This is a genomic window from Actinomyces sp. oral taxon 180 str. F0310, from assembly GCF_000185285.1.
Taxonomy (GTDB): domain Bacteria; phylum Actinomycetota; class Actinomycetes; order Actinomycetales; family Actinomycetaceae; genus Pauljensenia.
The window spans coordinates 1,084,568-1,103,791 of the sequence record NZ_GL622194.1 but is presented as its reverse complement, the minus strand read 5'-3'; the positions used below and the strand labels follow the sequence as shown (position 1 = coordinate 1,103,791).

Annotated in this window: 18 protein-coding genes and 2 tRNA genes; 18 read left to right on the top strand and 2 right to left on the bottom strand. The window is 65.7% G+C overall.

What is annotated here, in order from left to right; translation table 11 throughout:
- Window positions 1-3: 3 nt before the first annotated feature.
- Window positions 4-810 (bottom strand): alpha/beta hydrolase, encoded by an 807-nt coding sequence (locus HMPREF9006_RS04770; RefSeq protein ID WP_009212428.1) that lies wholly within the window; start codon window positions 808-810, stop codon window positions 4-6.
- Window positions 810-2,015, bottom strand: a complete 1,206-nt coding sequence (locus HMPREF9006_RS04765; RefSeq protein WP_009212427.1) for a pyridoxal phosphate-dependent aminotransferase — start codon at window positions 2,013-2,015, stop codon at window positions 810-812. Before HMPREF9006_RS04765 ends, HMPREF9006_RS04770 begins: the two co-directional genes overlap by 1 nt.
- Window positions 2,016-2,195: 180 nt before the next feature.
- Here HMPREF9006_RS04765 and HMPREF9006_RS04760 point away from each other — a divergent pair.
- From HMPREF9006_RS04760 to HMPREF9006_RS04675, 18 genes are all read left to right on the top strand, one after another.
- Window positions 2,196-2,268: transfer RNA gene (locus HMPREF9006_RS04760), tRNA-Trp, on the top strand.
- A gap of 34 nt (window positions 2,269-2,302) precedes the next feature.
- The gene (secE, locus tag HMPREF9006_RS04755; protein WP_009212426.1) at window positions 2,303-2,599 is read left to right on the top strand and encodes a preprotein translocase subunit SecE; all 297 of its coding nucleotides are present in this window, start codon (window positions 2,303-2,305) and stop codon (window positions 2,597-2,599) included.
- A gap of 76 nt (window positions 2,600-2,675) precedes the next feature.
- Window positions 2,676-3,470 carry a transcription termination/antitermination protein NusG gene (gene nusG, locus HMPREF9006_RS04750; protein ID WP_009212425.1) on the top strand — a complete coding sequence of 265 codons (795 nt, stop codon included), beginning with the start codon at window positions 2,676-2,678 and terminating at the stop codon, window positions 3,468-3,470.
- 161 nt (window positions 3,471-3,631) lie between these two features.
- Entirely contained in the window at window positions 3,632-4,063 is a 432-nt protein-coding gene (gene rplK, locus HMPREF9006_RS04745) for a 50S ribosomal protein L11 (protein ID WP_009212424.1), read from the top strand.
- Window positions 4,064-4,131: 68 nt separating this feature from the next.
- Window positions 4,132-4,839 carry a 50S ribosomal protein L1 gene (gene rplA, locus HMPREF9006_RS04740; RefSeq protein ID WP_009212423.1) on the top strand — a complete coding sequence of 236 codons (708 nt, stop codon included), beginning with the start codon at window positions 4,132-4,134 and terminating at the stop codon, window positions 4,837-4,839.
- A 195-nt stretch (window positions 4,840-5,034) separates the two neighbouring features.
- Window positions 5,035-5,634, top strand: coding sequence for an MptD family putative ECF transporter S component (locus tag HMPREF9006_RS04735; RefSeq protein ID WP_009212422.1), 600 nt, complete (start codon window positions 5,035-5,037; stop codon window positions 5,632-5,634).
- Window positions 5,627-6,403 carry an energy-coupling factor transporter transmembrane component T family protein gene (locus HMPREF9006_RS04730; RefSeq protein ID WP_009212421.1) on the top strand — a complete coding sequence of 259 codons (777 nt, stop codon included), beginning with the start codon at window positions 5,627-5,629 and terminating at the stop codon, window positions 6,401-6,403. Before HMPREF9006_RS04735 ends, HMPREF9006_RS04730 begins: the two co-directional genes overlap by 8 nt.
- Window positions 6,400-7,857 (top strand): ABC transporter ATP-binding protein, encoded by a 1,458-nt coding sequence (locus HMPREF9006_RS04725; protein ID WP_009212420.1) that lies wholly within the window; start codon window positions 6,400-6,402, stop codon window positions 7,855-7,857. Before HMPREF9006_RS04730 ends, HMPREF9006_RS04725 begins: the two co-directional genes overlap by 4 nt.
- Entirely contained in the window at window positions 7,854-9,674 is a 1,821-nt protein-coding gene (locus HMPREF9006_RS04720; protein WP_009212419.1) for an ABC transporter ATP-binding protein, read from the top strand. The genes HMPREF9006_RS04725 and HMPREF9006_RS04720 overlap by 4 nt, the downstream gene beginning before the upstream one ends.
- Before the next feature lies 1 nt (window position 9,675).
- Entirely contained in the window at window positions 9,676-11,439 is a 1,764-nt protein-coding gene (locus HMPREF9006_RS04715) for an ABC transporter ATP-binding protein (protein WP_009212418.1), read from the top strand.
- Window positions 11,440-11,724: 285 nt separating this feature from the next.
- Window positions 11,725-12,246: a 50S ribosomal protein L10 gene (gene rplJ, locus HMPREF9006_RS04710; protein ID WP_009212417.1), complete on the top strand. Its 522-nt coding sequence runs from the start codon at window positions 11,725-11,727 to the stop codon at window positions 12,244-12,246.
- A gap of 92 nt (window positions 12,247-12,338) precedes the next feature.
- The gene (rplL, locus tag HMPREF9006_RS04705) at window positions 12,339-12,719 is read left to right on the top strand and encodes a 50S ribosomal protein L7/L12 (protein WP_003792291.1); all 381 of its coding nucleotides are present in this window, start codon (window positions 12,339-12,341) and stop codon (window positions 12,717-12,719) included.
- Window positions 12,720-13,592: 873 nt separating this feature from the next.
- Window positions 13,593-14,387, top strand: a complete 795-nt coding sequence (locus tag HMPREF9006_RS04700) for a MerR family transcriptional regulator (RefSeq protein ID WP_009212414.1) — start codon at window positions 13,593-13,595, stop codon at window positions 14,385-14,387.
- A gap of 232 nt (window positions 14,388-14,619) precedes the next feature.
- A tRNA-Asn gene (locus HMPREF9006_RS04695) sits at window positions 14,620-14,691 on the top strand.
- A 443-nt stretch (window positions 14,692-15,134) separates the two neighbouring features.
- On the top strand, window positions 15,135-16,085 hold the full coding sequence (locus HMPREF9006_RS04690) for a glycerophosphodiester phosphodiesterase (protein ID WP_009212413.1): 951 nt from the start codon (window positions 15,135-15,137) through the stop codon (window positions 16,083-16,085).
- A 22-nt stretch (window positions 16,086-16,107) separates the two neighbouring features.
- A complete protein-coding gene (locus HMPREF9006_RS04685) occupies window positions 16,108-16,464 on the top strand; it encodes an MGMT family protein (RefSeq protein ID WP_009212412.1) in 357 nt (118 codons plus the stop codon).
- A gap of 188 nt (window positions 16,465-16,652) precedes the next feature.
- Window positions 16,653-18,170: a sugar ABC transporter ATP-binding protein gene (locus HMPREF9006_RS04680; RefSeq protein ID WP_009212411.1), complete on the top strand. Its 1,518-nt coding sequence runs from the start codon at window positions 16,653-16,655 to the stop codon at window positions 18,168-18,170.
- Window positions 18,167-19,177, top strand: a complete 1,011-nt coding sequence (locus HMPREF9006_RS04675; RefSeq protein WP_009212410.1) for an ABC transporter permease — start codon at window positions 18,167-18,169, stop codon at window positions 19,175-19,177. The genes HMPREF9006_RS04680 and HMPREF9006_RS04675 overlap by 4 nt, the downstream gene beginning before the upstream one ends.
- The last annotated feature ends 47 nt before the right edge of the window (window positions 19,178-19,224 follow it).

The window sequence follows — 19,224 nt, the reverse complement described above, 5'->3', positions numbered from 1 at the left end:
GGCTCAGTGCTCCCCGAGCCAGATGATGATGTCGCGGATCAGGCCGGGCCCCTCGGGTTCGTTGAGCAGCTCGTGGTAGGCGCCGTCAACGATGCGCAGGTGGATGTCGGCCCTCGGGTGGGCGGCGAGCGCGCCCCGCACGAGATCGCGCGAGCCCCGCAGGTCCGCCATGAGGTCGTGCGACCCGTGCATGACCAAGGTCGGAGTGCGCAGGCGGTCGGCGCGCCGCAGCACCTCGTCGCCCTGGAGGATCAAGGTCAGGCCCGTGAGGATGGGCACGCCCCCCACGTAGGTCAGCGGGTCGGCGTCGAAGGCGCGCTGAACCTCGGGGTCTCGAGACAGCGGGGAAACCGCCATGTCGGACGCCCCCTTGGCGACGATGAGGCCGGGGCGCAGCCTCGCGAGAGGCAGCAGCATGCGGGCACGGGCAGGGTCGACGTGGGGGAGGGGGCGCAGCGCCGGAGCGGAGAGCACCGTGCCGCGCAGCCGCGTCGGGTCAAGGATGGTCGAGGCCGCAGCGATGAGCCCGCCCATCGAGTGTCCGAACAGGAACAGGTCCGGCGTGCGGGCGTGCGCCAGTGCCTCGCGCCGGGCGTCGCCGAAGTCGCGGATGAGCGCGCCCACGTCCACGCGGGCGCGGGGCCCGTCTGAGGTCCCGTGGCCCGCGTGGTCGTAGAAGGCGACATCGTATCCCGCGCGGGTAAGGGCGGAGCGCAGGTGGGTGTAGCGCCCGGAGTGCTCCGCGTAGCCGTGGGAGAGGAGAACTGTCCCACGTGCGTCCTCGTCCGCGCGTTCGAAGGAGAGGCGCATCAGGCGAAGAGCTCCTGAACGCGGCCGATGCCCTCGACCAGGTCATCGTCTGACAAGGCGTAGGAGAAACGCAGGAAGCCGGAGCGCCCGAACGCCTCGCCGGGAACGGCAGCGACCTCAACCTCGTCGAGAATCAGGTCTGCGAGCTCCCCGGAGGTGTGGGCGACGCGACCGCGAATCTCCCTGCCGAGCAGGCGCTCGACGCTGGGGTAGGCGTAGAACGCTCCCTTGGGGGTGGGAACGTCGAAACCCTCGATCTGGCGCAGCATGTCGACGATCGTGCGGCGGCGGCGGTCGAAGGCGACGCGCATCTCGCTCACGGCGTCCAGGGACCCGGACACGGCGGCGCGTGCGGCCTCCTGCGCGATGTTGTTGACGTTCGAGGTCAGGTGCGACTGGAAGGACAGCGCGGCCTTGATGACGTCGGAGGGGCCGATCATCCAGCCCACTCGCCAGCCGGTCATCGCGTAGGTCTTGGCGACGCCGTTGAGGATGACGGCCTGGTCGGCCAGCTCCGGCACGAGCTTGACGATGTGCGCGCTTCGGGCATCCTCGTACAGCAGGTGCTCGTAGATCTCGTCGGAGATCACCCAGATGCCGTGCTCGAGGGCCCACCGCCCGATCGCGGTCAGCTCCTCGGGTGTGTAGACGCTTCCCGTCGGGTTGGACGGCGAGCACACCAGCAGGACCTTGGTGCGCGGCGTGCGCGCGGCCTCAAGCTGCTCAACGGTGACCTTGTAGTCGGACTCCGCTCCGGCGAATACCTCGACCGGGGTGGCTCCCGCGAGCTTGACCACCTCGGGATAGGTGGTCCAGTACGGCGTTGGCAGGATTGCCTCGTCGCCTGGGCCGAGCAGGGCGGCGAAGGCCTGGAACACGGCCTGCTTGCCGCCGTTGGTGACGACGATGTCGGAGGGCGAGACCTCGTAGCCGGAGTCGCGCAGGGTCTTGGCGGCGATTGCCTCGCGCAGGGCAGGCAGACCGGCGGCGGGAGTGTAGCGGTGCATCGCCGGATTACGAGCGGCCTTCACGGCGGCCTCGACGATGTAGTCCGGCGTGGCGAAGTCCGGTTCGCCTGCGCCAAAGCCGATGACGGGGCGTCCGGCGGCCTTGAGGGCCTTCGCCTTGGCGTCCACGGCCAGCGTCGCAGACGGAGTGATGGCGTTGAAACGATCAGAGACTCGGGTGCGAGGAGTTGTGGTCACCCCTCCATGGTCCCACGTCGGGCGCGACGGGGCTACGCGCACACGCAATGTGCGCGTGTTCTACCTCTCATGCGAGGCCTCGGAGCCGATTTCGTGGGCCGTGCGACGCGGGAGCGCGATCCTCCGGTGGACAAAACGCTTCCTTATCCACTAGTGTTCGTCAGGCAGGTTTTCCTGCGTAGGGCAGTGGCGCAATTGGTAGCGCACCGGTCTCCAAAACCGGCGGTTGTGGGTTCGAGTCCCGCCTGCCCTGCGGCTAAGGCTATTATTTTCGCAGGAGGATCCACATGGCTGAAGGTGTTGCATCGGGCGCCGAATCCTCGCGCCGAGATCGCACGAAGAGCGAGGCAACCCGCAAGCGCGGTGAGGCCGTCGGCGAGAATGCGAAGCGCCCCGGCTTCTTTGGTCGCATCTGGCTCTTCTTCAAGCAGGTCATTGACGAGATGAAGAAGGTGACCTATCCGACGGCTTCCGAGACCTGGACGTACTTCGTCGTCGTCGTTGTGTTTGTCGCCGCAATCATGCTTTTCGCTGGCCTACTCGACTTCGGATTCGGTAAGCTAAGTGCATTGATCTTCGGCTGAGACCGACGAACCCGCCCGCAGGAACCTGCAGGCGGGTTTCTTTCACGGTCCGGCCCCACTTCGTAGGAGGAACACCGTGAGCGACGAGAACTACACCGAGGAACAGACCCTCGAAGAGACCCAGGAAAAGGTCGAGCAGGAGACCGCTGATGCGCTGGCAGACGGAGCGGCTCGAGAAGTCGTCGACGAGGTGATCAACGAGGTCGCCGCAGAAGAATCCGGATCAGAAGAAGAATCCGGGGCGGAAGAGGAAGCCTCGGCCGAGGAAGAGGCCATCGCCAAGCTGCGTCGCAAGCTCTACATGTCTCCCGGCGACTGGTACGTGATTCACACGTACTCCGGCCACGAGCGCAAGGTGAAGGCCAACCTTGAGCAGCGCATCACGACCCAGAACATGGAGGACTACATCTTCGCCGTCGAGGTCCCGGACGAGTACGTCATGGAGTATCGCGGCACCGCGAAGAAGCGCGTTCGCCACGTCCGCATCCCCGGCTACGCGATCGTGTGCATGGACTTCAACGAGGCCTCCTACCGGGTCGTGAAGGAGACGCCCGCCGTCACAGGCTTCGTCGGCGACCAGCACAACCCCGTGCCGCTGTCCATTGACGAGGTCGTCATGCTCCTGACGCCCAACGTGCTGGAGGAGGCCGCCGAGGCCGTCAAGGATCAGCCCGCTCCCGTGCAGGCGGTCCAGACCCAGTACGAGGTCGGCGAGATCGTCACGGTCATCGACGGGCCCTTCGAGACCATGTCGGCCACGATCTCCGAGATCATGCCCGAGACGCAGAAGCTCAAGGTTCTCGTCACCATCTTCGAGCGCGAGACGCCGCTCGAGCTCGGCTTCGACCAGGTGGAGAAGCTCGAGCAGTGACATCACGCACCCGGACTTGGGATCAGGTCCGGAATCGCGTTATGATTCACTTTTGTGTGCGTTGGGCGTAGTGTGTCCGCTGGAACCCAGTGGGACGCCGCCCGTCGCGCCGACCTGACCGGCATCCGTCGGCCAGAACTTCAGTAGAAAGACCCGCATTCATGGCACCGAAGAAGAAGGTCACCGGCCTGATCAAGCTTCAGATCGCAGCCGGCGCCGCCACCCCCGCACCGCCCGTCGGCCCCGCGCTGGGCCAGCACGGCGTGAACATCGTCGAGTTCACCAAGGCGTACAACGCGGCCACCGAGTCTCAGCGTGGAAACATCATCCCCGTCGAGATCACCGTCTACGAGGATCGTTCTTTCACGTTCGTCCTCAAGACGCCGCCCGCCGCCGAGCTCATCAAGAAGGCCGCCGGCGTCCAGAAGGGTTCCGGCACCCCCAACACCGCCAAGGTTGGTTCGATCACCATGGCTCAGGCTCGCGAGATCGGCGAGTCCAAGATGGCTGACCTCAACGCCAACGACGTCGAGGCCGCCGCCAAGATCATCGCCGGCACCGCCCGCTCCATGGGCATCACCGTCGAAGGCTGACACCAACCACCCCCCCGTGGTAGGGCAGGCGCTGCCCGACACCCACGACTGCAAGGAGAAGAAGCAGAATGACCAAGCGCTCCAAGAGCTACCGCGCAGCGGCCGAGAAGGTCCACGCGGACGTGCTGTACACCCCCTTCGAGGCCATGAAGCTGGCCAAGGAGACCACCGTCACCAAGTTTGACTCGACCGTTGAGGTCGTCTTCCGACTGGGTGTCGATCCTCGCCAGGCGGACCAGATGGTCCGCGGCACCGTTTCCCTGCCGCACGGCACCGGCAAGACCGCCCGGGTCTTGGTCTTCGCCGTTGGTCCGCGCGCTCAGGAAGCGATCGACGCAGGCGCCGACGAGGTCGGCGGCGACGAGCTCATCGAGAAGGTCGCCAAGGGCTACACCGACTTCGATGTCGCCGTCGCCACCCCCGACCTGATGGGCAAGGTCGGCCGCCTCGGCCGCGTCCTCGGCCCCCGCGGCCTCATGCCGAACCCCAAGACGGGCACCGTGACCATGGATGTCGCGAAGGCCGTGAAGGAGATCAAGGGCGGTCGTATCGAGTTCCGCGTCGACAAGCACGCCAACCTGGCGTTCATCGTCGGCAAGGCCTCCTTCTCGGCCGAGCAGCTCACCGAGAACTACGCCGCCGTCCTGGATGAGGTTCTGCGCCTCAAGCCGTCCTCCTCCAAGGGCCGCTACCTGATCAAGGGCTCCGTCGCCACGACGATGGGCCCCGGCATCCCCGTGGATGTCACCAAGGTCAAGGACCTGCTGGACAAGTGAGCTTCTCTCGCTAGTCAGGCGATTCGGGTCCCCGTGCGCGATGGGCGCACGGGGACCCGGCATTTTAGCGGGGTCTGTGGCTTGATCGATCCGTGCCTGAATGCGAAATGAGGGACATAGGTCACATAACCTGGGCATTGAATAGGGTAACCTTAATTCGCTTCTATAAACCTATATTCGTGAAGGGTCGCGAAATTGTCTCAGGTTGCGGGGCTGGGTGTCACGAAGGCGCGCTCGGCCGTCACGATTGGTGCTTTTACCGCCGTCTACTTCGTTCTTATGTGGTGCTCGGGGATGCTGGGCTTCTTCGGGCCGGCATTCATGTTCGTCGGCTGGATCGTCGGCCTCCTCCTCAACGGGCCGGTCGTCCTCCTCATGCTGGTGCGTTCGCGCATGTTCGGCACGCTCACGATCATGGGAGGCGTCGTCGCTTTCCTCATGGTGGTGACCGGTCACGCATGGGTGACCGTGCCGGCGGCTCTCATCCTTGGCCTCCTGGGCGACCTCATTGCCCGCGGTGGCGGTTACGTGAGCGCCCCGCGAAACATCGCTGCGTACATGCTGTTTTCCCTGTGGATGATCGGTCCGCTCGCTCCGATCTTCTTCGCTCCGGACGCCTATTACGCGAATGTTGCCTCCCAGATGGGCCAGGACTACGCAAACGGCATGCGGGCGCTCTTTAGCCCCGCAGTCATTGGCGGGTGGGTCGTCGTCGCGATGATCGTCGCGTGCATCGGTGGAATCATCGGGCGCTTCCTGCTGCGCAAGCACTTTTCGAAGGCCGGCGTTGCCTGAGATCTCGCTCGCTGAGGACGCCCCAGGCGAGTCAGCGAGCAGGCTGGATCCGCGCACCAAGCTCCTCGCCCTCCTCGTCCTCAACGCGCTCGTCATGCGCGCGAGCCCCACATCCACGCTTCTGGTGGTGCAGCTGCTCGCGGTGCTTGCCCTCCTGTGGGAGGTGAGTGGCACCACCGCAGCGCGCACCGGGCTCGGGTGCCTCGTCTGCGACGCAATCAGCCTCGGCTCGCCCCTCCTCGTCGCGTGGCTCGAGGCCGTGGCCTCGCCGCGTGGCGTGGTCCTCGCGATCGGCACATGCAGTGCGATCGCGTTCTGGTTCGCGCGTTTCTTCGCGGGCTTTGGCCTCGCCCTCTACGTGTACCGCACGACGCGGATCGGCCAGATGAAGGCGGCGCTGCGTGCGCTTCACCTGCCGCGCGTGTTCGTCGACGCCCTCGCCGTCGCGTTCCGTGTGATCCCTACGGTTGGGGCGGAGGCGGTCGCCATTCGCGAGGCGATGGAGATGCGCGGCGTTGACCTCGGGATTCGCGGTGTTCTGCGTCACCCCCTCGTGATCGCCGAGCACTTCCTCGTCCCTCTGCTGTCCTCCATCGCGCGCGTGGCCGACGACCTGGCGGCTTCGAGCGTCATCCGAGGCCTGGGTGGACCCACGCCTCCCACCTCGCTGACGCGGCTGCGGGCCAGCGCCTGGGACGCGGCGACCCTCGTGTGCGTCGCCGGCGTACTCGCCATTGAGTTCAGCGCCTACCTCGGAGTACTCCCATGATTGACGTTGAATCCCTGTCGTTCTCCTACGTCAGCGAGTTGACGGGTGATCGCGTTGACGCGCTCGCCGGGGTCGACCTGTCCGCCCGGCCGGGCACCCTCACGCTCGTGTGCGGGTCCTCCGGCTGCGGGAAGTCGACGCTCATGCGGGCGCTCACCGGCCTCGTCCCGCAGATGACGCCGGGAGAACTGGAAGGCGCGGTGCGGATCAACGGGCGTGACCTTACCGAGGTTTCCCTGACCGAGGTCGGTCACCTGTGCTCCTCGGTCTTCCAGAACCCCCGCACCCAGTTCTTTTGCGACACCGTCGCCGAGGAACTGGCCTTCTGCGGGGAAAACTACGGCCGCGACCGCCGGGCCCTGATCGAGAGCAGCGAGCGCGCCGCCGACCTCATGGGCATCGTAGATTTGATGGACCGTAAGCTGTCCACCCTCTCGGGCGGCCAGCTGCAGAAGGTGGCGCTCGCCTGCGCCCTGGCATCCGGTGCCCCGGTCCTCCTCGCCGACGAACCGACATCTAACCTCGACCCCGAAGCCATTGCAGACGTGCGACGCGCCCTCGCGATCCTCAAAGGCCAGGGGATGACGATCCTCGTCGTCGAGCATCGCCTCCACTTCCTGCGTGGGCTCGCCGACCAGGTGCTCCTCATGGAGGGCGGAAGGATCACGCGTCGATGGACTGGCGAGGAGTTCTACTCGTTGGACGACGCGCAGCGGCGCTCGCTCGGCCTACGGACCCTCGTGGACCCTGGGCCTCCCGAGGCGTGGGTGCCTGTGCGGGACCCCGGGGACGCGGCCTCGCCTGATGGCCGTGCCCGTTTGTCCTGCCGGGACCTGAGCTTCTCCTATGGGAACGCTCGTGTGTTCGAGGGGTTTGACGTCGATTTTCCTGCAGGGCAGATCACCTGCATCGCGGGAGAGAACGGCGCCGGGAAAACGACCCTCGTGCGCGTGCTGTGCGGGCTGGCTGCTCCCGGTTCCGGGACGATCACCCTGGACGGCCAGGAGGTGACTCGCCGGCAGCGGCGCGCCGCGTGCGCTCTCGTCATGCAGGACACCGGACGCCAGCTGTTCTCCGACACGCTCGCAGGTGAACTGACGATCGGAGCGTCCGAGGCGAGCGGCGAAGCCGGGGAGCAGCTCCTGGCCGACTTCGACCTCGCGCACTTGGGAGAGCGGCATCCGCTGAGTCTGTCGGGAGGGCAAAAACAGCGCCTCGTCATTGCCGCCGCCCGGGCGACCGGGCGCCGAGTCGTCATCCTCGACGAACCCACGTCTGGGGTCGATGCCCGGCACCTCGACTCCATCACCTCCACCCTGCGCCGCGTCGCGGGCGAAGGCGCAGCCGTCATCGTCGTCACCCACGACGGTGAGTTCGCCTCAGCCTGCGCGGACCAACTCATCACGCTCACCCCTATGGGCACCAAGCGTGCTCGCGAAGGAGACCACCAATGAACGACACCGACGAGCGCGAGGACACCACTGCCTCGTCCCCACGTGACCCGCATGACGACGGAGCACGCATGGAAGACCCGCGCGCGGCCCACCTGGCGGGTCAGCGTGCCTTCAAAGAACTGACCGCACCCATCCGTGGATCCATGATGCTGTCCCGGGTGCTCGGTCTCATCTACGGTGCGCTCGCGGTTGCCCCCTACGTGGTCCTCGTCCAGCTTGGGGAAGTGCTGCTGGACGCGGCGCGCTCGGGCGTTGCCCCGGACCGCAGTGAGGTGATGACGCTGCTCATGTGGCTGACGGGTGCCTTCGGCGTGCGCTACGGGATCTATTTCGTCGCTCTGACCGTCACCCACTTCGCGGACGTGCGTTTCGGGCACATCGTGCGCTCGCGCATGGTGGGCGTCCTCGCCGCAGCGCCCCTCGCCTGGTTCACATCCACGAACTCGGGGGCCGTGCGCAAGGCCATTCAGGACGACACGCACGATGTGCACACGGTCATCGCGCACGCGCCCGTCGAATCCGCAGCTGCCGTGAGCGCGCCGGCATCCCTGCTCATCTACGCCTTCGTCGTCGACTGGCGACTCGGACTCCTGTCGATCGCCACGCTGCCCGTCTACGGACTCCTCAACGCGTGGATGATGCGAGGCATGGGGGAGAAGACCGCCGAGATGGACCGACACCTCTCCCGCGTCTCGTCCACGATGGTCGAATTCGTGTCCGGCATCAGCGTCGTCAAGGCGTTCGGGACCGTCGGGCGCTCGCACGAGCGATTCACACGGGCCGCCGAGGACTTCTCCCGTTTCTACGTCGACTGGTGCGGTCCGCTGCTGAAGGGTTCCGCGCTGGGGCAGGCGACCGTGTCCCCCTCCCTGATCCTGCTCATCTCCACGGCGGGCGGTTCGGCGCTCGCGGCCACGGGGATCGTGAGTCCGGTCCAGGTCATCACCTGCGCGCTCATCGCCCTCGTCATCCCGGCGGCCATCGAGGTTCTGGGGACGACGACGTGGGCCTACCAGATCGCCGGGGCTGCAGCGCTGCGCATCGTGGACCTGCTCTCCGTCGATCCGCTGCCCGCTAAGGGAAGTGCAGAGCCGCAGCGAGCTGACATCGAGATTGATGGCGTCTCCTTCTCCTACGGAGCGACCCTTGCGCTGGACGACGTGAGCCTGACGATCCCCGAGGGCTCGGTGACCGCCCTCGTGGGTTCCTCCGGCTCAGGAAAATCGACGCTCGCGACGCTGGTCGCGCGCTTCGCCGACCCGGACAGGGGGAGCGTGCGCATCGGCGGGATCGACGTGCGCGACATAGCCCCCGACGTTCTCTATCGGCACGTCTCCTTTGTCCTCCAGGATCCGCAGCTCCTCGATATCTCCGTGCGAGATAACATCGCGCTCGGCGTTCCGGGTGCCAGCGACGACGCGGTGTGGGAGGCCGCCGGGGCCGCTCGTATCGACGACTACGTGCGTTCTCTGCCCCGAGGCCTCGATGCCGTCATCGGGGAGGACGCGCATCCCTCTGGCGGCCAAGCTCAGCGAATCGCGATCGCTCGAGCCCTCCTCGTCGATGCCCCCATCCTTGTCCTCGACGAGGCCACGGCCTTCACCGACCCGGAGGCCGAAGCCGATATCCAGGCGGCGCTCACCCGCCTCGTTCAAGGCAAGACGGTCCTGGTCATCGCGCACCGTGCAGCATCCATTGCCGGCGTCGACCAGATTGCCATCCTCGAGGCAGGCCGCCTCATTGCGCTGGGCACGCCCAACCAGCTCGCCGACCACCCGTACATGCGTCGCATGAGCTCACCCGTGAAAGGACACTGACATGTTCGGTCTCATTACCCGCCTGCGCGAACCCCTCTCCGAGCAGGGGCGAGCCGACTTCGCCCAGGCAACCCTCCTGTCCTGCATCGTCGGCGCGGTGCGCGGCTTCTCCCTGGTCGCATTCATCCCGGCTGCGATCACCCTGACCTCGGGCAGCTCCGCGTGGGGTTTGCGCCTGGGATCGTGGCTCGTTGTGCTGGCCCTGTGCGCCCTTACCTCCTTTGTCGTCGAGTACCTCCTGGCCATGCGCTCCTATTCGGTGGCCTTCGACTTCCTGTCGAACATGCACCGAGCGATCGGCGACAAGGTTGCCTCCCTGCCGCTCGGCTCCTTCCGCGGCGACACCGCCGGAAAGACGTCGCGCCTCGTCTCGCGCGAACTCATGGTTCTGGGTGAGATCTTCGCGCACATGTATTCGCCCCTCATCGCCGCGATCGTCACCTCGCTGACGATGCTCGTCGGCATCACCGTGTTTTCGCCGGTCCTCGCACTGGTGTGCGTGGCCGCGATCCCGGTCGTCGGCGGAGGAGTGTGGGTGGCCCGACGATGCCTGCGGTCGGGGGCTGCAATGAAAGAGCCTCCCGCCCGCGAGCTGTCCCACCGCATCGTCGAATACGCGACCAAGCAGGGCGCCCTGCGCGCGTGCGGACGCGCCTCCTCCTACGAGCCCCTCCAGCAGGCCGAATCCGAGTACGGGGCGGTCGCGCGCCGCTCACTCATAAGGGAGACCCTCGGCCAGGTCGTCAACGGCATGGCCGCCCAGACCGTCGTCGTGACGCTTATCTGCGTGATCGGCTGGCTCGCCGTAGCCGGTACCGTCGGCCCGGTGGAAGCGGTCGTCTCCATTGGCCTTCTGCTGCGCTTCACGCAGATCCTCGTCGACATTGGTGCGCTCGCCTCCGCGTTCGAAACCCGGCGCCCCGTCCTGGACCTCAGCCATGAGATCCTCTCCGCACCCGAATTGCCGACGCCCGACGGTCGGCGATCCGCGAACGAGGCCCAGGCCTCGTCGGGCGCATCCGTTTCCCTCGAGGACGTCTCCTTCTCCTACGAGGCCGACCACCCGGTCCTGCAAGGCGTATCCTTCCGCGTGGACCCCGGAACCATGACCGCGATCGTCGGCCCCTCTGGCTGCGGCAAGACCACCATTGCGCGCCTCGTCGCGCGCTTCTACGACGTGGATGCGGGCAGTGTGCGCGTGGGAGGCGGCGACGTGCGCGACTGGGAGACCGCCGACCTGATGGCCCAGCTCTCCCTCGTGTTCCAGGATGTCTATCTCTTCGATGACACTCTCGAGGCCAACGTGCGCGTGGGCAACCCCCATGCCAGCCGTATGGACATCGAGGATGCGGCTCGTCTGAGCGGTGTCGATGACATCGTCCGGCGCCTACCCCTCGGCTGGGACACCCCCGTCGGGGAGGGTGGCCGCGCGCTGTCAGGAGGCGAACGCCAGCGCGTCTCCATTGCCCGCGCCCTCCTCAAGAATGCCCCGATCGTCCTGTTCGACGAGGCCACGAGCGCCCTCGACCCCGAGAATGAATCGCGCGTCACCGATGCGATGGCTGCCCTGCGGCGTGATGCCACCCTCATCGTCATAGCCCATAAGCTCGACACGATCACGGCCGCCGACCACATCGTGGTTCTCGACGACACCGGGCGCGTCGCCCAAATCGGCACGCACGAGGAGCTCTACGCCGAATCGGGCGGCCAATACCGGGTGTTCTGGGACGCGCGCTCGCGGGCAGCTGGATGGAAGCTCGTCTGATGCTCGTCGTGACCCGGCCTCGCGAGTACGATGGTGTGCCCAGCGGTGGATCGTGGGCGCGGCGAGTTTGTCCCGGCCTCGCCTGTGATGCTCGCCCCGTTGCTTGCATGGCCCTGCGCGCCCTGTTAAGCTAATTCTTGCCGAAGACCGTTGGTGTCCACGATAGTGGAGGAAAATCCAGCGCAGGTGAGTGAGCAGCACATTGCTGCAATCGAGCGTACGCCCGACACGATCCTGCGTGTCGGGTTTTTTCGTGCCTGCGGTCACGTATCTGGAAGGAGGACCATGGCGAAGTCCGACAAGGTGGCAGCAGTTGCCGAGCTCGTGGAGCGTTTCCGCGCAGCCGACGCTGTCCTGCTGACCGAGTACCGCGGCCTGACCGTTGGCCAGCTCAAGCAGCTGCGTCGCGGCCTGGGCGAGAACGCGACCTACGCCGTGGCAAAGAACACGCTGGCGCGGCTGGCAGCCAAGGAGGTCGGTCTCGACTTCTTGGCTGAGGACCTCAAGGGTCCCACAGCCATCGCTTTCGTCTCCGGTGAGCCCGTCGAGGCCGCCAAGGCGCTGCGTGATTTTGCTAAGGACAACCCCGCCCTCGTGCTGAAGTCCGGCGCGATGGACGGCGCTCCCCTGAGCGTCGAGGCTGTCAAGAAGCTTGCCGATCTCGAGTCCCGCGAGGTCCTGCTGGCCAAGGCCGCAGGCGTCCTCAAGGCCAAGATTGGTCAGGCGGCGTTCGCATTCAACGCTCTGCCCGTCAAGGCAGTGCGCACCATCGATGCTCTGCGCGAGAAGCAGAGCGAAGCGGCCTGACGAGACAGGCCATGTTCCACGCCGCCATCCGGGCTGCGTGAAACACCCCAACATTCTGCACTCGTGCAGGCCAATCAGGAAGGATGCCACTCATGGCTAAGCTCTCCAATGACGAGCTCATCGCAGCTTTCAAGGAAATGACCCTCATCGAGCTCTCCGACTTCGTGAAGCTCTTCGAGGAGACCTTCGACGTTGAGGCCGCTGCCCCCGCAGCCGTCGCCGTTGCCGCCCCGGCCGCCGACGCCCCCGCCGCCGAAGAGAAGGACGAGTTCGAGGTCGTCCTCGAGTCCGCTGGCGACAAGAAGATCGCGGTCGTCAAGGTCGTGAAGAACCTGGCCGGCCTGGGCCTGAAGGAAGCCAAGGACCTGGTTGACTCCGCGCCCTCCACCATCTTCCCCGCCGCGAAGAAGGAAGACGCCGAGAAGGCCAAGGCTGAGATCGAAGAGGCCGGCGGCAAGGTCACCCTCAAGTGACGTTCCCCGTCTGATTCTGTCAGACTCTCACCCCTCGTCGGGTGAGCACGCCCCGTCCCGCATCCGCGGGGCGGGGTTTGCGCGTGTGTGGCCGTGTGTTTGCTTGTGGTCTCGCTGCTGTTTCGGGCACCGCCATTGGGCGCTGCAGCCTGGCCTCGTGGCCCTCCCCGACGCGGTGGCGCCCGGTGGGGCTGGTCCGTGTCCCGGCCCGCCGATGTTCTCGGTGTCGCAAGCCGCTTCGTGGCGGTCGGATGCGTGAATATTCTTGCGGGGGCGAGGCGCGCACCTGATCGGGAGGATTCAACCCCTTCTGATCGGGTTGATTCTTCCCGATCGGGTTGAATCCTCTGAGGCGACCGGTCGCCTCTTCAGCCTTCGGGCATCCTTCACACCGATTGAAGCGTTGAGCCTTCTTGCACGCGCCTCCAGACGGTGGCTCGTTCTCACTGGTGTCATGCCTCCTTGCTGTCGTCATGCTGTTGGTTGCGTGTTCGCGGGGCGTTGAGGTGTGGATCGCGCGCTTCGCCGCCTCGTCAAGGTTGGTTGCGCGCTCGCCTGAAATCGGGACCGTGGTGCGTTGCAGCCCGCTGCATGCCCGGCGGGAGGCCTCCACCGTGGCGGAGCGCTGCGCGCCGCATCCCCGTTGGAAGACCGTGACCACGGGTGGGGGCCCACAGCTGCTGCAGGGGTGGCCGCCCTGGCGTGGTTGGAACCTCGTCGGTGCGGTGACGAGGGCGCAGGCGCCGGCATTGGGCGCGTGTCGACGCGGGGGGGGGTGGGCCCAACAGGAATGTCTGTGGCACGATGCATCTGTGCTGCACACGCACTCTTCCGTTTGACCATGACGCGACGTGAGGCTTCAGGATCATTTCCATGAGCGATGACAAGACTCTCTACACCGTCGGCGAAGTCGCCGAGCGATTCTCGCTGACGGTGCGAACGCTGCATCACTGGGAGGCGCAGGGCCTCCTGGCTCCCGCCGAGCGAAGCTGGTCGAACTACCGGCTCTACTCGGTCGAGGACTGCGCGCGCGTCCAGAGGATCATCATCTACCGAGCGACTGGGATGAAGCTGACGGACATCAAGGCGCTCCTCGATTCCGGAGAGTCGGGGGCCTCGCACCTGAAGCGGCAGCGGGAGAGCCTCATTGCTCAGCGTCGAGAGACGGACAAGATGATTGAAGCACTGGACATACTCTTGGAGGATGCAATGAACGATAACGCGCTCACCGTCGAAGAGATCGGGGAGATCCTGGACGACGCCGACTTTGCGGCCCACCAGGCTCGAGCCGAGGAATGCTACGGCGAGACCGACGACTGGAAGGAGTGGCACCGTCGTACCGCCTCGTGGCGGAAAGACGAGTGGCAGGCCAACGTCGAACGAATCCAGCAGATCGAATCGGACATGATCGAGGCCATTCGCGGTGGCGTTGCCACCGACAGCGACCGGGCCGCCGAGCTGGTTGACGCACACAGGGAGGCGCTGAGCGAGTACTTCCCTGTGAGCCCCGCGAAGCACTACCTGATCTCGCGGGCCTACCTGCGCGACGAGGGCTTCCGCTCCCACTACGACTCCCAGCAGGAGGGGTTCGCCCGGTGGCTGGCGACCGCGATCGAGCACGTTGCACGCGCGCGAGGCGTCGACACGGACAACCCGCAGTGGCGATGACGCGGACGTTGCCGCTCTGCGCGTGGCGAGCCCGCCGGACCCGCAGCGCCGAGTGAGGCGCGCGGGTCCGCCGCTTTGCAGGTCCGTGGAAGCCTCGCCAGGTAGCGGCGTGCGCGTGCCTGTTGGGACGGGGTCGGAGCGTAGCCGCCGACGTGATGTGCAGCATAAGGGGCGAGGTGCCTCCAAGTTGCCAGCCGCTTGGCGGCTCTGCTAGTATCTTCTCTTGTCGCAATCCTGCGTAGCTCAACGGCAGAGCATCCGACTGTTAATCGGACGGTTACTGGTTCGAATCCAGTCGCAGGAGCTTGTCGCCCCCGACCCGCAGGGTCGGGGGCTTTTACGTGCCCGCGCCGGGCTAGGCGAGCGCGCGGCCGACCGGGGCTTTTTCTACGTCCTTCCTGCGACACGCCGACGACACGCCGACGCAGGCTCCAACATGTAGAAATTCCCCCACTTCAACGCCGGTACGGTCTCAGAGTGGCCAGGCCCAGCCTTCCGGATGGTCCCTCGCCCCACAGCCCCTCGAATCCGTCCCGCCACACTGCCCGGGGCCAGCCGCAACCAGCATGCCTCGTCCGACAACTCAAGTGTTCTGCGAGCCGGGTTCTCGACTAACCGAGATAGTATCGATGGGGCAGACATCGCTCAGCGGAGCGCCGTCGAGGCGGGGTTGACTGCCCCGCGGGCTATCTCGACCGCAGCAAGGCCCCGCTCGCAAGCGTCACGACAACCGGAGGGCCCGTATCCATGGCAACCGACCCCACCATTGAAGCCGGAGCTGGCGGCATTGATACCCGCGCGAGGGCGATGAGCTCGCCGAGTGTGACCCCCGGGCAAAGGACGCAGAATTCCGCGGCGGCGCGTCCCGGTGGCGCAAACCCGGTGGTCGCGCTTGAGACCGGCGGCTCGGGCACAGGAGTGCACCCGCTCAGCGGCGGCGAGGCCTCGGCCCCCGTCCAGGCGGCAGGCGCCGACATGGTCGCAAGGCTCCTCGCCGGGCGACCGTTCTACATCAGTCACCGGATGGGAGGAAGCGAATACCCGGAGTTCACGCGCCGGGGGCTGGATGCCTCGCTCCGGGCGGGCTTCACGGCGCTGGAGGTCTCCGTGCGGCGCTGCGCGTCGGGGGAGTTCGTGGCGATCCACGATTGGACGACCGCGCGAACCGTGCGGGGAACCAACTATCAGATTTGGAAGACTCCGTGGTCGACGCTGCGCACGCTGCGTCAGGAAGCGGGGCCGTTCATGCGCTTGACGGACATCGTCGCGAGCATTCCAGCCACCGTCGTCCTCGCCATCGACCACAAGACGACCTCCTCCCAGGATCAGAAGAACAAGGGAGACCTGGCCTCCGAGAAGGCTCTCTTCGACTACCTGCACAGGGCATTTGGAGGTCATCCCGAGCGTCGCGTCCTGTGGAAGACCTTTGCCAAGGGGACGAGTGCGGCCAGAGCCAAGGCTCGCGGATATCGGACCATGGCCATGCTCTACCCAGCCGAGGTGGCGGGGGCGCGGCTTACCCAGTGGGATGTGCTCGGCATGGAATGGAACGCGGAAGCGCAGGTGTGGAAGACCCTGGCGGCGGCGAAGAGGCCGACGATTGCACACATCGTGACGAATGCCGGGCAGGTGAAGCGCGCCCTCGCTCGCGGAGCAACCGGCCTGATGGCCTCGTATCCGTCGAGGGTGCACCCGTAGCTGGTCCGCGACGAGGAAGCGAATGCGGGAGGAACTGGTCGAGGCCGTGCTCCGGGTCGTCGAGGCGATACCGCCGGGGCGGGCGGCGACCTACGGGATGATCGCTGCTGCTCTCGGCACTGGGCCGCGAGTCGTCGGCCTGATCATGCGCGACTGGGGAGGCGGCGTTCCGTGGTGGCGCGTCGTGAACGTTCACGGAACTTTTCCAACAACCATTCGTGTGCGGGGTGTTGACGAGTGGGAAAGAGAGGGGATCCCTCACGATCGGGTGAGGGGGAGGCTCGTGCTCAGCGCCTGCGTTGTTGAGCGGGAATGGCTCGATGGTGTCGCGCGCGAAGTCCTCGCTAATCTGCGAAATAGCGGGAAAATGTCAGGCTAGCGCGCGGGGCATCGAGTTACGATTTGGTTGCGGCGCGACTCTTTTGGCTCGCGCCGAGCCCCACAATGCTCTACTCTTGAAGAGACGCCAAAGAGGGCGGTCTTCCGGATTCGTTTCCGTTAGCGTTAACGAAAGCGGAGGAGCAAACTCCAGAAACAGAGAAGTTACTGGTACCCAAGGGGTGAGAAGTGACGAACTTACTAGAGCTCAAGGGGATCTCTAAGACATTCCCCGGCGTGAAGGCGCTGTCCGACGTGGACCTCGACCTTCGACCCGGCGAGGTCTTGGGCCTCTGCGGTGAGAACGGAGCGGGCAAGTCCACGCTCATGAAGGTCCTCACCGGTATCCACAAATCCGACCCGGGTGGCGAGATCTGGCTGCAGGGGGAGAAGGTCGACATTCAGTCGCCGGAGCACGCGCGTGAGCTCGGGCTGTCGATCATTCACCAGGAACTCAACATCGTTCCAGACCTGACCGTCGCCCAGAACCTCTACATTGGACGCCCCAAGACGTCCACGTGGACCTACGTCAACGACCGCAAGATGGTTCGCGATGCTCGCGAGCTGTTCGAGCGCCTCAACATGGACATCGACCCCACGGCGTACTGCCGGGACCTGCCGGTCGCGCGCCTGCAGATGGTTGAAATCGCCCGGGCGCTGTCGTTTGACTCCAAGATCCTTGTCATGGACGAGCCCACGGCGCCCCTGACGACAACCGAAACCGAGTCTCTCTTCAAGCTGGTGCGCGACTTCGTCTGCCCGATGACCGGCCTGATCTTCATCACCCACCGCATGCCCGAACTCACCGAGCTCACCGACCGCATCTCGGTCCTGCGCGACGGCAAGTACATCGGCACGGTGGAGACCGCCTCGACTCCCATGAGCGAGGTCGTCAAGATGATGGTCGGCCGCGAGGTCCCAGCCGACGCGCGCCCCACCACCAAGCCGCTGTCCGACGAGGCGGTCCTGCGCGTCGAGAACCTCTCGACGGTCAAGGTCGTCCACGACGTCTCCTTCGAGGTCAAGAAGGGCGAGATCTTCGGCTTCGCCGGCCTGGTTGGCGCGGGCCGCACGGAGGTCGCGCGCGCCCTCTTCGGCGCAGACCCGCACACGGCGGGCGACATCTACGTCCACGGCGAGAAGGTCAGGATCAAGAGCGCCTCGGACGCGGTGAGGTACGGCATCGGATACCTCTCCGAGGACCGCAAGCAGTACGGCCTCCTGCTGGATAAGGACATCTCGTTCAACACGGGGCTTGCCGCCATGGACCACTTCACGAAGGCCACCGTGGTGGCCACCAAGAAGCTGCGTCAGATCGCCCAGGATTACGTGAAGAAGCTGCGTACTCGCACCCCCAGCGTGGACGTGGAGCTGCGGAGCCTTTCGGGCGGCAATCAGCAGAAGGTCGTCGTCGCCAAGTGGCTCGAACGCGACTCGGACATTCTCATCTTTGACGAGCCGACGCGCGGCATTGACGTGGGTGCGAAGGACGAGATCTACACGCTGCTGGAGAACCTCGCGAAGCAGGGCAAGGCCATCATCGTGATCTCCTCGGAGCTGCCCGAGGTCCTGCGCCTGGCGAACCGCATCGCCGTCATGGCCCACGGCCGCATCATCGGCACCCTCACCAACGAGGAAGCCACCCAAGAAAACATCATGGAACTGGCCACCGTCGGTCAGGAAGAAGCGAACGGAGAACTTGCGTGAGCACCGTCGTCGACAACAAGGGACTGGAGGCGCCGTCGCCTGTTGCGGCCTTCCTGAAGAGGAACATGCAGCTGCTGCTGGTCACACTGGCGCTGCTGGTGGTCCTGGCATTCTTTAGCTTTGCAGTGCCCAACTTTGCGTTCGTCACTCGCGAGGTTTACCTGGGCATCGTCTTGCAGTCGGCCTACATTGGCGTCATGGCGCTCGGCGCTACCTTCGTGATCGCCACCTCGGGCATCGACCTTTCGGTTGGTACTGGCCTGAGCCTCGTCGCAGTCATGGCGGGCATCTTCCTCGCGGGAGACAAGATGAACCTGCCGCTGGGTGCGGGCCTGGTCCTCACCCTCCTGGTCGGCATGGCGATCGGCCTGGTCAACGGCCTGAACGTCTCGATCCTGGGCCTGCCGCCCTTCATCGCAACACTCGCCATGATGATGGTCGCCCGAGGCCTCGCGCTGATCATCTCCGACAAGGCCTCGATCTCCATCGCCAACCCCGGCTACAAGTTCATTGCCTCGGGCACGCCCATCCCTTACGTTGCCAACGCTGTCATCATCTTCGTGGTCCTCACGGTCCTGGCAACCTTCCTCATGAACAAGACCCTGCTGGGGCGCTACGCCCTCGCGATCGGCTCCAACGAGGAGGCCACGCGCCTGTCCGGCGTCAACGTCCGCCTGTGGAAGATCATCATCTACGTGGTCGCGGGTGCGTTCATGGCTATCGGCGCGATCCTGTACTCGGCTCGTAACGGCCTCGTCCAGCCTGCTGAGGGTGTGGGCATGGAGCTCAACGTCATCGCCGCGGCCGTCATCGGCGGTACCTCCCTGTCGGGTGGCCGTGCCTCGATCCCCGGCGCGCTCGTCGGCGCAATCCTCATGGAAACCCTCAAGAAGGGCCTGACGATGATGGGTATCGCCGCCGAATGGCAGTTCGTTGTCACCGGTATCGTCCTGCTCCTTGCGGTCGTTATCGACAACCTGCGTCGCATCCGCGAAAACGCAGCCTGATTCATTATTCGTCCCAATTACACCCGTGAACCGACGTCGGTTCACAC

Coding starts and splice junctions, on each gene's coding strand:
- HMPREF9006_RS04770 (WP_009212428.1), bottom strand. CDS start 810: ATGCGCCTCTCCTTCGAACGCGCGGACGAGGACGCACGTGGGACAGTT.
- secE (WP_009212426.1), top strand. CDS start 2,303: ATGGCTGAAGGTGTTGCATCGGGCGCCGAATCCTCGCGCCGAGATCGC.
- rplK (WP_009212424.1), top strand. CDS start 3,632: ATGGCACCGAAGAAGAAGGTCACCGGCCTGATCAAGCTTCAGATCGCA.
- rplA (WP_009212423.1), top strand. CDS start 4,132: ATGACCAAGCGCTCCAAGAGCTACCGCGCAGCGGCCGAGAAGGTCCAC.
- HMPREF9006_RS04725 (WP_009212420.1), top strand. CDS start 6,400: ATGATTGACGTTGAATCCCTGTCGTTCTCCTACGTCAGCGAGTTGACG.
- HMPREF9006_RS04720 (WP_009212419.1), top strand. CDS start 7,854: ATGAACGACACCGACGAGCGCGAGGACACCACTGCCTCGTCCCCACGT.
- HMPREF9006_RS04715 (WP_009212418.1), top strand. CDS start 9,676: ATGTTCGGTCTCATTACCCGCCTGCGCGAACCCCTCTCCGAGCAGGGG.
- rplJ (WP_009212417.1), top strand. CDS start 11,725: ATGGCGAAGTCCGACAAGGTGGCAGCAGTTGCCGAGCTCGTGGAGCGT.
- rplL (WP_003792291.1), top strand. CDS start 12,339: ATGGCTAAGCTCTCCAATGACGAGCTCATCGCAGCTTTCAAGGAAATG.
- HMPREF9006_RS04700 (WP_009212414.1), top strand. CDS start 13,593: ATGAGCGATGACAAGACTCTCTACACCGTCGGCGAAGTCGCCGAGCGA.
- HMPREF9006_RS04690 (WP_009212413.1), top strand. CDS start 15,135: ATGGCAACCGACCCCACCATTGAAGCCGGAGCTGGCGGCATTGATACC.
- HMPREF9006_RS04685 (WP_009212412.1), top strand. CDS start 16,108: ATGCGGGAGGAACTGGTCGAGGCCGTGCTCCGGGTCGTCGAGGCGATA.